The sequence below is a fragment of the Mesorhizobium kowhaii genome, assembly GCF_042431665.1.
GTDB lineage: Bacteria > Pseudomonadota > Alphaproteobacteria > Rhizobiales > Rhizobiaceae > Mesorhizobium > Mesorhizobium kowhaii.
Map to the genome: position 1 here is coordinate 449,289 of NZ_JBHLYT010000002.1, position 12,883 is coordinate 462,171.

The 12,883-nt window shown below is 63.8% G+C and carries 12 protein-coding genes; 2 read left to right on the top strand and 10 right to left on the bottom strand.

The genetic code is table 11. From position 1 onward, the window contains the following. Positions 1–82: 82 nt before the first annotated feature. Together ACFFNA_RS02920 and ACFFNA_RS02925 are read left to right on the top strand one after the other, a co-directional pair. Positions 83–928 carry an SDR family NAD(P)-dependent oxidoreductase gene (locus tag ACFFNA_RS02920; RefSeq protein WP_378915444.1) on the top strand — a complete coding sequence of 282 codons (846 nt, stop codon included), beginning with the start codon at positions 83–85 and terminating at the stop codon, positions 926–928. Then, positions 925–1,647 (top strand): SDR family oxidoreductase, encoded by a 723-nt coding sequence (locus ACFFNA_RS02925; RefSeq protein WP_378915446.1) that lies wholly within the window; start codon positions 925–927, stop codon positions 1,645–1,647. Before ACFFNA_RS02920 ends, ACFFNA_RS02925 begins: the two co-directional genes overlap by 4 nt. Before the next feature lie 107 nt (positions 1,648–1,754). Here the strand turns inward: ACFFNA_RS02925 and ACFFNA_RS02930 are convergent, their stop codons facing one another. From ACFFNA_RS02930 to ACFFNA_RS02975, 10 genes are all read right to left on the bottom strand, one after another. Then, positions 1,755–2,021 (bottom strand): hypothetical protein, encoded by a 267-nt coding sequence (locus tag ACFFNA_RS02930; RefSeq protein ID WP_378915448.1) that lies wholly within the window; start codon positions 2,019–2,021, stop codon positions 1,755–1,757. 25 nt (positions 2,022–2,046) lie between these two features. Beyond that, a complete protein-coding gene (gene otsB / locus ACFFNA_RS02935) occupies positions 2,047–2,787 on the bottom strand; it encodes a trehalose-phosphatase (protein ID WP_378915450.1) in 741 nt (246 codons plus the stop codon). Further along, entirely contained in the window at positions 2,784–4,565 is a 1,782-nt protein-coding gene (locus tag ACFFNA_RS02940) for an alpha,alpha-trehalose-phosphate synthase (UDP-forming) (protein ID WP_378915452.1), read from the bottom strand. Before ACFFNA_RS02940 ends, otsB begins: the two co-directional genes overlap by 4 nt. Positions 4,566–4,713: 148 nt before the next feature. Then, positions 4,714–6,876, bottom strand: coding sequence for an amylo-alpha-1,6-glucosidase (locus ACFFNA_RS02945; RefSeq protein ID WP_378915454.1), 2,163 nt, complete (start codon positions 6,874–6,876; stop codon positions 4,714–4,716). 50 nt (positions 6,877–6,926) lie between these two features. Beyond that, positions 6,927–7,988: a glycosyltransferase family 4 protein gene (locus ACFFNA_RS02950; protein ID WP_378915456.1), complete on the bottom strand. Its 1,062-nt coding sequence runs from the start codon at positions 7,986–7,988 to the stop codon at positions 6,927–6,929. Between the two features lie 162 nt (positions 7,989–8,150). Then, the gene (locus ACFFNA_RS02955; protein WP_378915458.1) at positions 8,151–8,609 is read right to left on the bottom strand and encodes a carboxymuconolactone decarboxylase family protein; all 459 of its coding nucleotides are present in this window, start codon (positions 8,607–8,609) and stop codon (positions 8,151–8,153) included. A gap of 11 nt (positions 8,610–8,620) precedes the next feature. Further along, positions 8,621–9,139: an RrF2 family transcriptional regulator gene (locus tag ACFFNA_RS02960; protein ID WP_378915460.1), complete on the bottom strand. Its 519-nt coding sequence runs from the start codon at positions 9,137–9,139 to the stop codon at positions 8,621–8,623. Positions 9,140–9,250: 111 nt separating this feature from the next. Continuing rightward, positions 9,251–10,564 carry an NAD-dependent dihydropyrimidine dehydrogenase subunit PreA gene (gene preA / locus ACFFNA_RS02965; protein WP_378915462.1) on the bottom strand — a complete coding sequence of 438 codons (1,314 nt, stop codon included), beginning with the start codon at positions 10,562–10,564 and terminating at the stop codon, positions 9,251–9,253. Between the two features lie 12 nt (positions 10,565–10,576). Continuing rightward, a complete protein-coding gene (locus ACFFNA_RS02970) occupies positions 10,577–11,419 on the bottom strand; it encodes a class I SAM-dependent methyltransferase (RefSeq protein WP_111543595.1) in 843 nt (280 codons plus the stop codon). Positions 11,420–11,423: 4 nt separating this feature from the next. Beyond that, positions 11,424–12,779 (bottom strand): NAD(P)-dependent oxidoreductase, encoded by a 1,356-nt coding sequence (locus ACFFNA_RS02975; protein WP_111543594.1) that lies wholly within the window; start codon positions 12,777–12,779, stop codon positions 11,424–11,426. Positions 12,780–12,883 lie beyond the last annotated feature (104 nt).

Consider the following 12,883-nt stretch of genomic DNA (forward strand, 5'->3'; position numbering starts at 1 on the left):
ATACCAGGATAAAGTTTGAACTGTTTGGCGCGCTCCCGCTGTCCCATCTTCCGTTCAGAGCAACAGAACGGAGGGTCCGAATATGGAACTCAAAGACAAGACAATCCTCGTCACCGGGTCGACCGACGGCGTCGGCCGCGTCGTCGCGCAGCGGCTTGGCGCTGGTGGCGCCCGTGTGCTGGTGCATGGCCGCGATGCGACGCGCGGCAAGGCGACCGTCGCTGAGATCGAAGCCGCCGGCGGCAAGGCCGAGCTGCTGGTCGCCGACCTCTCCTCGCTGGCCGAGGTGCGCCGCCTCGCCGAGGCCGTGCGCGCCAGGGCGAACCGGCTCGACATCCTTGTCAACAATGCCGGCATTGGCACCGCAGGCCAAGGTGCCAAGCGGCAGGTCAGCGCCGACGGCTACGAACTGCGCTTCGCGGTCAACTATCTCGCCGGTTTCCTGCTGACATCGGAACTTCTGCCGTTGCTCAAGGCGAGCGCGCCGGCGCGCATCGTCAATGTCGCCTCGGCAGGACAGCAGGCGATCGACTTCGGCGATGTCATGCTGACCCGCAGCTACGGCGGCGTGCGCGCCTACTGCCAGAGCAAGCTGGCGCAGATCCTCTTCACCATCGACCTTGCGCAGGAGCTGAAAGGGGCCGGCGTTACCGTCAACGCGCTGCATCCGGCCAGCTACATGAACACCACCATGGTCCGCCAGGCCGGCGTGACGCCGTGGAGTTCAGTCGAAACCGGCGCCGACGCCATCCTCAACCTCGCGACTTCATCGGCGCTGGAAGGACGCAGCGGCCTCTATTTCGACGGCTTGCGGGAATCCCGCGCCGACGCCCAGGCCTACGATGCCAAGGCAAGACAACAGTTGCGCAGTCTGAGCCTCGACCTTGTCGGCCTCGCCTCCCCAACATCGAAGGAACAGCATTCATGACCACGACAATCCAGCACACCGTCATCATTGGCGGCTCGTCCGGCATCGGCCTGGCGACGGCGCGCAAACTGCTTGGTCCCGGCATGAAGGTGACCATCACCGGGCGTAATCAGGACAGGCTCAACAGCGCATGGAAGAGCCTTGGCGGCGCTGTCGACAAGGCTGCGTTCGATGCCGCGAAGCCGGACGAGGTCAGCGGGTTCTTCGAGCGCCTAGGCCCCTTCGACCACCTGGTCCTGGCGGCCAGCGGCGGCAAGGGCCTTGGCCCCTTCCAGACGCTTGACCTGACCGACATCGGCAGCGGTGTCGACGAGAAAGTGAGGCCGCAGCTGTCCTGCCTGCAGGCGGCCCTGCCGACTCTGAACAAGAGCGGATCGGCCACCTTCATCTCGGCAGTATCGGCACAGCTTGCGACGCCGGGCGTCGCCGGCATCGCCGCCATCAACGGCATGCTTTTGACCGTGGTGCCGATCCTGGCCGTGGAGCTGAAGCCGCTGCGCGTCAATGTCGTGGCGCCCGGCGTCATCGATACGCCCTGGTGGGATTTTCTGGCCGAGGAGCAGCGGCAGGCGATCTTTGCCGACTATGCCGGCAAGACCCCGGTCGGCCGAATCGGCCGCGCCGAGGACGTCGCCGACGCCATCGCCTTTCTCGTCTCCAACCGCTTCATGACCGGCCAGGTCCTGACCTGCGATGGCGGCCTGCGATTTGCGGCGTAGGGACAAGCAAAATGGCAGCGGCCGGCAAGGCCGTAGCCGGACTTGTCGAAGGGGCGAGCAGCGGGCCAGGGATCGTCGCCATGATTGGGCGCCGCCAGGCCTGCTGCCTATTTGGCCCTGTCGCCGGCCGGTCTTGCCGCACCTGAAGCGGACTGCTCCGGAACATGGGAATAATCCGGCGTATCGGCCCCATACATCTTGTTATCGATCGCTTCCTGCCAACTGGCGTCTGCCTCGGACGGTGAAATGTCGGCGGCCGCATGGCGGGCGGAGCGAGGATTGAGCCAACTCGGCGTGATCTCACGAACCAAACGTGCAAAGCGTCCCATCGTACCGTTCCTTTCCTGGCCGAAATATCCTTCCAAGATGCGCAATCGCGCTTGCATCCCTCGTCTGGACCTAAAGTTGGCCTCTCAGCCAGGCGAGCGTTTCGGCAACGCCGGCAAGGCCGTACCGCGCGGTTGTCTGCGCGGGTGGTTTGACCCGTATCGATATGCCGCCGGCATCATTGACGGCTTCGAAGCCGTTTTCGTCCGGCGTGTCGTCGCCCAGGAAGACCGGGCGGCGGCCTCTGAATGGTGCCATGCCCATGAACCGCCGGATCGCAGCACCCTTGGCTGCCTCGAGCGGCAGCAGTTCCACGCCGGCATTGCCGGCAACCACCCGGTAGCCCTTCGGCAGGGTGGCCAGCGCCTGCTCGACAAGCTGCGTCGCGCGCGGAAGCAGATGCGGGGCACCGCGCGTGTGGATGGCCAGCACCCGGCCCTTGCGCTCGATATAGGCCTGCCCACGCCCGAGCTCGGCCTCGATCTCGTCGGCAAGAGCGGCAATATCCGCCGGCTCTCCCGCGACTTCGACGTCGTCGTCCGGCAGGAGCCTGTGTTCCAGGCCATAAAGCCCGGCCGCGCGCAGTTTCAAAGGCTGAAACAGCTGGTCCACGGCCGCAACGGAGCGGCCTGTAATAACGGCCAATGCCCCGTTCAACTTGTGATCCAGGCCTTGCAGCAAGGAGCGAAGCTCGTCGCTGACCGAGACGGCGTCCGGGTGTTCCGCATGTTCCAAAAGGGTGCCGTCAATGTCGAGGAACAACGCCCATTCGCCGGTCAGCAAGGTCTGCGGCTTCTGCAGGGTCTCGCTCATGATATTGCCAGCCGTTTGCGCTCGAACATGGAGACGACATTGTCGACGCTTGGAGGCTGCCGATCGCTAGTGCCCGTTGCCCGATCGACGTCGCCGCGCTTGCGCAGGCGCGCCGCATCCAGAAGCATACTGCCGGCCCAGCGATAGACATTGTTGTCGCGGACCATCTGCCGCATCGGCCGCATGCGCTCGCGCTGTTCGTCGGGCGTCATGGTCAGCGCCTGCAGCAGCGTCTCGCTCATCATGGCGGCGTCGTAGGGGTTGACGATCAGCGCCTCCAGCAATTCGCGCGAGGCGCCGGCGAATGTGCTGAGCATCAAGACGCCCTGTTCGTCATCGCGCGCCGCAACGAATTCCTTGGCGACCAGGTTCATGCCGTCATGCAGGCTGGTGACCATGCATATGTCGGCGGCGCGATAGATCTCATAGACCTGTTCCTGCGTGTGATGTTCAGCCACCATGATCACCGGTTTGTAACCTTCGCTGCCGTAACGTTCGTTGAGCTCTTCGGCATAGCGGTGACATTCGTCGTGGAGCAGCTTGTAAGCCGGGAGCGTGCCGCGGCTGGGTGCCGCTATCTGCAGGAAGGCCAGTTTTCCGATCCATTCCGGATATCGCTTGAACAATTCGTCGAGCGCCTGAAACCTATCAAGAATGCCCTTGGTGTAGTCGAGGCGCTCGACGCCGACGCCCAGCTTCACATCCGCTCTCAGCCCGAACCTGGCGCGCAGGCGGGCGCGGCAGTCATCGACATCAGGCAATCTTGCCAGAAGGTCCGCCGGCCATTCTATCGAGATGGGATAGGCGTGCACCAGCGTCGTCTGCCCGCCATAGGAGATGGCCGCATCCGCCCGCTCGATGCGGCTTTCCAGGAAACGATCGACGCTTTCGGTGAAATTGTTGGCGTGGAACTGGGTGTGGAAACCGATGATCGAGCTGCCGAGCAGCCCCTCGAGGATGCGCTCACGCCACGGACAGATACTGTACACTTCCGAGTTCGGCCACGGGATATGCCAGAAGGTGATGACGATCGCCTCGGGCAGGCGCTCGCGGATCATCCGCGGCAGCAGCGCGAAGTGGTAGTCCTGGACCAGCACGATCGGCCGCTCGTTGCGCGCCTCGGCCACCACCGTATCGGCGAACTTCCGGTTGACGGCCTCATAAGCCTCCCAGTCCGAGGCGCGAAAAATCGGCCGGGTGAAGGCGATATGGCAAAGCGGCCACAGGCCCTCATTGGCGAAGCCGAGATAGTAGCCCTGATGCTCTTCCTCGGTCAGCCAGACCCGGCGCAGCGTGTAGGACGGATTGCCGGGCGGCACCTGTACCCGGTCGTCCTTGTCGACCATGAGACGGTCTGCCGTTCCACCGCCATAGGCAATCCATGTGCCGGCGCAGGCGCGCGTGATCGGCTCCAGCGCCGAAACCAGCCCGCTGGCCGGCACAAGCAGTTCGACGCCATTGCCCTTGACGTTGTGGATATACGGTTCGCGGTTGGAGACCACGATGACCTGCGCATCGGGCAGGTCATCGGTCAGGATCTTGCGCAATGTTTCGGGCGACCATGTCACCAGGGCGGCATCGGCCGATTGGCCGTTCTTTTCGAACTCCCGTATCACCTTGCGCGCCGCTTCCGCGGCCACGTCCTCACCGGCCGGATGTGCAATCGTGGGAGGGTGACTGCGGCGTTGCCGCGATATGGAGAAGAAAACGGCAAGAGCGGAGAGACCGAGGCTCGCGAGGATCAGAACCCAGAGCAGGTCCGCACCATAATCTGTCATTGGAATGCCAACTCACCTTCGGCCGTTCGGCGGCCTTTTTGTTCGTGTTTCCGATTTGAAACTGTCCGCCAGCGACCTGGTCGCCGTCCGGACCTGTATTTTTTGCAACGCACAAAGCCGGGATCGGTTCCAGCCAATCTGGCTCGGATCATGTTCTGACGATGAGCGGCACCAGCCCTTCATGCCGGTCGGCGAGGAAGGCGACGACCCGGTCGCCGACACGCTGGAACGTGAGATCGACCACTCTTTCGCCGACGCCCAAATGTCGCAGCGTGAGTGTGTCGATGCCGATCGGCAGTCTCGGACGGGTGACGCGGATTTCGCCATCCCAGCCATCGATCTCCAGGCCAAGGCAGGCCTGCATCAGCATGAAGGCGGAACCCGCCGACCACGCTTGCGGCAGGCAGGCGACGGGATAGGCGATCGGTGCTTCGCCCGGTGCGCGCGTAAAACCGCAGAACAGTTCCGGCAACCGCATGTTGAAATGGACCGCGGATTCGAACGTGCCGCTCATCAGGCGGACCACGCTGTCGCGCTCGCCATAGCGCGCCAGTCCGGCGCCGCACATGGCAGTGTCATGCGGCCAGATCGAGCCATTGTGGTACGACATCGGGTTGAAGAACACGGCATCGTCGGCAAGCGTCCTCAGCCCCCAGCCGGAATGGAAGGAGGCCGAAAGAAGCTGATCGGCGACCATCTGCGCCCGCGCCGGCTCGGGAAGCCCGACAAGGAGAAGATGGCCCGCATTCGAGGTCCGCACCTTGCAGGGCTCGCCGGCACCGTCGATCGCCAGGGCATAGAAGCCGAGATCGTCGAGCCAGAAATCGCGTTCCACCGCCACCCGCATGGCCTCGGCGCGGCTGTCCCAGTGATCGGCTCTCTCGTCCTCGCCACGGCGACGGGCGAGCGCCGCCAGCCCCCGGAAGGCGGCAAAGACATAGCCTTGCACCTCGACCAGCGCGATCGGACCCCTGGGGATGCGGCCATCGGCATGAAAGACGGAATCGAAGCTGTCCTTCCAGCCCTGATTGGCGAGGCCGGACTCGGCTGCCCGCTGGTAGGTCACGAATCCGGTCTCGCGGCCCGCCTCCTCCGTCCATTCGGCCGCGGCGCACAGCGACGGCCACAGGCTGTCGATGAACGCCATGTCACCGGTGCGGTCGGCATAGGCACAGGCGAGATGGATGTAGAGCGGCGTCGTATCGACGCCGCCATAGTAGCGGCCGAACGGAAGCTCCCGCAGCGCCGCCATCTCGCCCTTGCGGGTCTCATGCATGATCTTGCCCGGCTGCGAATCGCTGAACGGCGACGTCTCCGTCGCCTGATGCTGGGCAAGGAAGGCCAGCACGCCCCGCGCCAGGCCTGGGTTGAGCCAGAGCATCTGCAGCGCCGAGATGACGCCGTCACGGCCGAACGCCGTCGAGAACCAGGGGATGCCGGCGTAGGGATAGGGTCCGGTCGGAAGCTCGGTGGTCAGCAGCGCGACATCGGCGCGGGCGCGCTCGACCCAGTCGTTGAAGACGCGACCGGAACTGTGCACCGTCGCGCCATGGCGGCGCTTGGCCCGCATGCCAAAGCGGGCCCGGGCGGCGGCGGCGCGGAAACGGTCGCGATCGGGCGCATCCTCCACCTCGGAACCGACCTCGACATAGAGCACCTTGCTGCTGCGCTTGGTTACGGCGAGCAGGAAATCGGCGCGGTCGGCTGTCAGTTGATCCGGAGCCTGCGAGAACGAGATCGCCGACGCGCGCGCCAGCCCGTCCAACCCGTCGTAACGCAGCAGGACGGATGCCGCACCCATCTCGGCCATATGGGCCATGCCGCGCCGCAGTCGCGTCGAGCCGCGCACTTCGAACATGTCGCGGAAATCGGCGGCAAAGTGCAGGGAAACGCCGATTGTCGAGGTTTCCCGACTGTAGTTGGAAAGCGTGATGCGTTCGAACAGCCTGTCCTGCCAAAGCAGCCGGACGCGTTCGACATGAATCGCGCCCTGCGGAATGTCGCGACCGCTGGCGCTGAGCATCGGCAGATTGGTCAGGTTGGTGGTGAACAGCACATTGTCCTGGCTGAGCGAAGCGCCGAGCAACGATGTCTGCCTGCCGCCGACGGTCAGCCGGAATTCGGAGAGCACGCGTGTGTCGTCGCGGAAGAAACCGTCACCGGCGCCGCGTATGTCGCCATAGGCATCGGCAACCACAAAGCAGTCGCCTTGCTTGAGCGCAAACAGCCGGTGTGGCTCGCGAGGAGCGGTCGCGTCGAGCGATGCAAGGGCTACCGCGGGATCGAGCTGGCGCTCGTCGAGTTGGGCCATTCGTCACAAATCCCTGTCGTTTCGTTCCCGTCGCTCGAGCGCGTCGCCGTTCACGACGCCTTCGCTTCGGCCGGGACGCCGATCAGGCGCGCGTAGGCGGCCAAATAGTCGCCGGCCATTCTTCTGGCGGAAAACCGCTTTTCGAAAACGGCTCTCACTTTTCGCCTGTCGAGCCGCAGCAAGTCCGGCACCGCGGCGACCGCGCCATCCATCGAATCCGCGATAAAGCCGGTCACGCCCTGATCGATGATCTCGGGCAGTGCGCCGCAATTCCAGGCGATCACCGGCGTGCCGCAGGCCATTGCCTCGATGGCGACAAGGCCGAAGGGCTCCGGCCAGTCGATCGGGAACAAGAGGCCGGCCGCATTGCCGAGAAATTCCGCCTTCTGGTGCTCCTCGATCTCGCCGACATAGTCGATGCGATCGCCGTCGATCAAAGGCTCGACCACCTCGTGGAAATAGGCGCGATCGTCGTCGCCGATCTTTGCCGCAAGCTTCAGCCTGAGCCCCGAGCGCAAGGCGATCTCGATGGCGCGATCGGGGCGCTTGTCGCGTGAGAACCGGCCGAGGAAGGCAAGATAGGGTTCCTGCGCCTTCGTCTCGAAAGTCGGTTCATAGATACCGGTCGGCAGTCCGTGGTGGATTGTTGCCAACCAGTTGGCCCTGGCAAGGCCTGCCTTCTGGCTGTGCGAAATGGAAATCATCGGAAAGCGCGGGAAACGCTCATAGGCCGGCGCCAGGTCGACATAGTCCAGCCTGCCATGCGGCGTCGTCACCGTCCGCTCCGCCATGTCCTCGAAGAAGGAAAAGTGCAGGAAGTGGCTGAGGTGGAAGTGGATGACGTCAAACTCGCGCGCCCGTTTCCGCACATCGGCAAGCATCGAAAGATGCGCCGCGATCTCGGATTTGAGCGGACGCGGATCGAGGCGAAGCGCGCATTCCCGGCCGGCGACCAGCTTTGCGGAAGTCTGGCTGTCGCCACTGGCAAACAGCGTCACTTCATGGCCCAGATCGACCAGCGCTTCGGTCAGATACGAGACGATGCGTTCGGTGCCGCCATAAAGTCTGGGCGGCACCGATTCATAAAGCGGCGCGACATGGGCAATTTTCATATTTCATCCCGGGATGCTCGGCATACAGGGACGAAATGCGTCAACGGCTCGATTGGTTCCGATTTAATGATCGATGCCGTCGGGGCTGCAGTGCCGCAGTCGCTATGAAAACGCACATCCAGCGCCGCCTCCTCGACGGCGCTCCAAAGCCCTCTTGGACAATCAGGCAGCCTTGGCCGCCGGCATCGGATGAAGGGCGTGGAACGGGATGCAAAGCCGGTTCCAGGTGTTGATCATGCCGAGCGCGACGGACAGCTTGACCAGTTCCTCTTCCGAAAAATGCTCGAGCGTCTTTGCATAGAGTTCGTCCGACACGCCGTTGTTGGCGATCAAAGTGACCGCCTCGGTCCAGGCGAAGGCGGCGCGTTCGCGCTCGGAAAACAACGGCGATTCCTTCCAGGCCGAAACCAGATAGAGCCGTTGCTCGGTCTCGCCGTCGCGCCTGGCCTCGCGGCTGTGCATCTCGACACAGAACGAGCAGCCATTGATCTGTGACGCTCTGAGCTTGATCAGGTGCAGCAGGCTTTCCTCGAGCCCGCATTCGTCCACCGCCTTGTTGAGCGCCGACACCGCCTTCATGATCTCCGGCGCCTTGGCGAAGAACTGGAGCCTCTGTTTCATCCTCTTTCCTTTCACGTCTGCTTGGCTGAACTGGATTTCTGCAGCCGCTGATGGCGCGCCACGAAAGCGCAGCCGGCGGCGACCGAACGCGGATCGGCATCGGTCATGAATTCGGACACGATGTCGGACAGCTTTGCCTCGGCGAGTGCGGCGCGGTAGGCCTTCTCGGCCTTCAGCATCGCGGCGTTGATGCCGCAGGGCTTCACGTAAGCCGAGACATCGAGCCTGGCCGGACCGTTGCGGCGGATCTCGCCGCAGCGAAAGACCGGCTCCCGCCCTTCGACGGCGAGCACGATATCGAGCAGCGTTATGTGCTCGGCCGGTCGCGCCAGCCGGTAGCCGCCCGCCGGTCCCGGCACCGATTCCAGGATGCGAGCCACGCTCAGCATGTTGAGATGCTTCAGGAGATAGCTCGGCGACAGGCCAAAGGCCTGCGCCATGGCGGCGCCGGGAATGGTCGCGTCGCCATCCACGCCGGCCAGCATGGCGGCGCAGTGGATGGCTGCTTCAACGCCCTCGCCCAGCTTCATGGTGTCGATCTCTATTCATAGATAATTTTTATCGTGGATATTTTTTATCTGCAATAGGAAAATGAAAAAACGGCGCCCGAAGGCGCCGCTTTTTTCGACGAATGGCTGCTCCTACTCCGCCGCCACCTTGGCCATCGGGTTGTTCGGGTGCGTCGTCCAGTTGGCGTAGATCGGCGACACCGGCTTTCCGGTGCGCTGGTCCATAACGCCTGCCGCCAGCGGTTCCATGGTGATGCAGTTCTCGACCGGGCAGACATTGACGCACAGATTGCAGCCGACGCATTCGGCCTCGATCACCTCGAAATGCCTCTTGCCGTCGACCATGCTGGTGATCGCCTGATGCGAGGTGTCCTCGCAGGCGATGTGGCAGCGGCCGCATTTGATGCAGGCGTCCTGGTCGATACGTGCCTTGGCGACATAGTTGAGGTTGAGATACTGCCAGTCGGTGACGTTGGGCGTAGCGCGGCCGACAATGTCGTCGAGCGAGGCATGGCCCTTCTCGTCCATCCAGTTTTCGAGACCGGCGATCATCTCCTGCACGATCTTGAAGCCATAGGTCATCGCCGCAGTGCACACCTGCACATTGCCAGCGCCAAGCGCCATGAACTCGGCCGCATCGCGCCAGGTGGTGATGCCGCCAATGCCGGAGATCGGCAGGCCGTGGGTTTCGGGATCACGCGCGATCTCGGCCACCATGTTCATGGCGATCGGCTTCACCGCCGGGCCGCAATAGCCGCCATGCGAGCCCTTGCCGTCGATGGTCGGCTGCGGTGCAAAACTGTCGAGGTCGACGCCGGTGATCGAGTTGATGGTGTTGATCAGCGACACCGCGTCGGTGCCGCCGGCAAAGGCGGCGCGCGCGGGCTTGCGCACATCGGTGATGTTGGGCGTCAGCTTGGTGATGACCGGCATGCGGGTGTTCTGCTTGCACCAGCGCACCACCATTTCGATGTATTCCGGCACCTGGCCGACGGCGGCGCCCATGCCGCGCTCCGACATGCCATGCGGGCAGCCGAAATTGAGCTCGATGCCGTCGGCCTCTGTCTCCTCGACCACCGGCAAGATCGCCTTCCAGCTCTCCTCGACGCACGGCACCATCAACGAGACGACGATGGCGCGGTCGGGCCAGTCCTTCTTGACCTGCTTGATCTCGCGCAGATTGACCTGCAGGTCGCGGTCGGTGATCAGCTCGATGTTGTTGAGGCCGAGCAATCGCCGGTCGGCGCCCCAGATCGCACCGTAGCGCGGGCCGTTGACGTTGACCACCGGCGGACCTTCCTCGCCCAGCGTTTTCCACACCACACCGCCCCAACCGGCCTTGAAGGCGCGGATGACGTTGTGGGCCTTGTCGGTCGGCGGCGCCGAGGCCAGCCAGAACGGATTGGGCGATTTGATGCCGACGAAATTGTTGCGGATGTCTGCCATGACAGGTCCCTTTCAACCGAGACGAAGGAGCAGTTCGACGGGTGCAAGAATGCCGCCTTCAAGCGCGGCGGTGATATTGGCGATCTTGGTGCGGGCGTCCTCGCCCATGATGAGGCCGACGCCGGGCGGCGCCTTGTTGCCTTCCGCTTGCGCGGCTGCCAGGCGCGCACGCATCGTGGCAAAGAATTCAATGGCAAAGGCGCCGCGCGGCCGCTCGGCGGTCACAGAAAACCCCGCGGCGACGGCCGCCGAGCGATAGTCGTCCGGCGTGGCGACGAAGGACATGGTTTCATCAGACGCCCATGGCAGCGGATAGGTCAGCGCGCCGTCCTTCAGCCGCATCACATCGTAGACGGCCAAGACGCTGCCCGGTAGCAGCACGCGGGCAGCCTCGCTCATCAGTCTCGGCTTGTCGGGAAGGTTCATGCCGACATGCAGGATGACAGCCGCATCGAAGCTGGCGTCCGCGAATGGCATGTCCAGCGCGCTGCCTTGCACGAACCGCGTCTTGCCGGCCATCCCGGTTCGCTTCGACAGGCTGGTCGCGATATCGACATAGCTTTGCGTGAGATCAATGCCGGTAACATCGGCGCCGGCGCTGTTCGCGACAAAGCGGGCCGGACCGCCGACGCCAGATCCGATGTCGAGGAGTTTGGTCGCCGGCTTCAGCCCCATCTGCTCGATGAGTGCCTTCGTGGCGGCCACACCGCCAATGTGGAATTCGTCGACCGCTTCGAGATCGCTCGCACTCAGATTGGCAACGTCCACGCCCCAATCGGCGAGCGCGTCAATAATCCGCTCTTCCAGACCCGATATGTCGTAGTGACGGGCGATGCCCGGTTCCACCGTGGCCATGATCCTATCCCTGAGCGAGGCTCCTGTGGATGCTCTCCGCCGCATCGCGGCCTTGCGCGACGGCCGAGACGGTCAGGTCGTCGCCGCCGAATATGCAGTCGCCGCCGGCCCAGACCTTGGCAAGCGACGTGCGCCCTTCCGCATCGACCTTGATGCGACCGGCTTCGAGCTCGATCGCAGCACCGCTGCCGTTGAGCGCGGCCGGGACAAAACTCTGGCCGATCGCCTTGAACACCTGGTCAGCGATGAGCGTCAGCGTCTCGCCGGTGCCGGCAAGCCTGTCGCCATTCATGGCGGTGTATTCGAGTTCGATGGCAGACACCTTGCCGCCTTCGGCAATCACCCGCTTCGGCTGCAGCCAGTGGCGGATGGTGACGCCATTGGCGGCAGCCAGATCCTGTTCGAACCCGGAAGCGTTCATCTGCTCATGGCCGCGCCGGTAGCAGATCGTCACTTCCTCGGCGCCGAGCAGCTTCGACTGCACCGCCGCGTCGATCGCCGTCATGCCGCCGCCGATGACGACGACGCGCCGACCAACCGGCAGGCTGGAAAGATCGCTGGCCTGGCGCAGCTCGGCAATGAACTCGACCGCATTGGTGACGCCGTCGGCATCCTCGCCATCGGCGCGCAGCGCATTGACGCCGCCAAGCCCCATGCCGAGAAACACCGCATCGTAATTGCGCATCAGGTCGGACAGCTGATAGTCGCGGCCAAGCGCCTTGCCGTTCTGGATGTCGATGCCACCGATGGCGGTGACGTAGTCGACTTCGGCCTGGGCGAAATTGTCGACGCTCTTGTAGGCGGCGATGCCGTATTCGTTGAGCCCACCGGCCTTCGACCGCGCCTCCAGGATGGTCACGTCATGGCCATGGCGGGCGAGCCGGTGCGCAGCGGCGAGGCCGGCCGGCCCTGCCCCGACCACGGCGACCGTCTTGCCGGTGGCAGTGGCGCGTTGATAAAACTGCTTGTCCTCGCTCATCGCGACATCGGTGGCGTAGCGCTGCAAGCGGCCGATCTGCACCGGCTTGCCTTCCGCCACCTCGCGCACACAGACCTCCTCGCACAGCGTCTCGGTCGGGCAGACGCGGGCGCACATGCCGCCCAGAATGTTCTGGTCGAAAATCGTCTTGGCCGAACCGATCGGATTGCCGGTCGAGATCTGGCGGATGAACAGCGGAATGTCGATCGAGGTCGGGCATGCATTCATGCACGGCGCGTCGTAGCAGAAATAGCAGCGGTCGGATTCGACCAGCGCTTCATGATGATCGAGCGGCGGGTGCAGGTCGGAAAAATTGTCCGCATACTGGTCGGCCGCAAGCCGGCCTCCGGCAATACCCTCTTTGAACTGGCCTGCTGGCATCGTCAGTTCCCCATGTTTTCGTTTTGGGGAAGGCTAGCACGTTTTATTTTTTTATCAATTGGTCAATTTTCGACGCAAGGCCCTGAAAAGCCTGAGTAAAACAT

Bases quoted from the DNA above. Each gene is read 5' to 3' on its own strand.
- ACFFNA_RS02940 (WP_378915452.1), bottom strand. From the start codon at position 4,565: ATGACAGATTATGGTGCGGACCTGCTCTGGGTTCTGATCCTCGCGAGC.
- ACFFNA_RS02925 (WP_378915446.1), top strand. From the start codon at position 925: ATGACCACGACAATCCAGCACACCGTCATCATTGGCGGCTCGTCCGGC.
- ACFFNA_RS02920 (WP_378915444.1), top strand. From the start codon at position 83: ATGGAACTCAAAGACAAGACAATCCTCGTCACCGGGTCGACCGACGGC.
- ACFFNA_RS02960 (WP_378915460.1), bottom strand. From the start codon at position 9,139: ATGAAGCTGGGCGAGGGCGTTGAAGCAGCCATCCACTGCGCCGCCATG.
- ACFFNA_RS02975 (WP_111543594.1), bottom strand. From the start codon at position 12,779: ATGCCAGCAGGCCAGTTCAAAGAGGGTATTGCCGGAGGCCGGCTTGCG.
- ACFFNA_RS02955 (WP_378915458.1), bottom strand. From the start codon at position 8,609: ATGAAACAGAGGCTCCAGTTCTTCGCCAAGGCGCCGGAGATCATGAAG.
- ACFFNA_RS02950 (WP_378915456.1), bottom strand. From the start codon at position 7,988: ATGAAAATTGCCCATGTCGCGCCGCTTTATGAATCGGTGCCGCCCAGA.
- ACFFNA_RS02945 (WP_378915454.1), bottom strand. From the start codon at position 6,876: ATGGCCCAACTCGACGAGCGCCAGCTCGATCCCGCGGTAGCCCTTGCA.
- otsB (WP_378915450.1), bottom strand. From the start codon at position 2,787: ATGAGCGAGACCCTGCAGAAGCCGCAGACCTTGCTGACCGGCGAATGG.
- preA (WP_378915462.1), bottom strand. From the start codon at position 10,564: ATGGCAGACATCCGCAACAATTTCGTCGGCATCAAATCGCCCAATCCG.
- ACFFNA_RS02970 (WP_111543595.1), bottom strand. From the start codon at position 11,419: ATGGCCACGGTGGAACCGGGCATCGCCCGTCACTACGACATATCGGGT.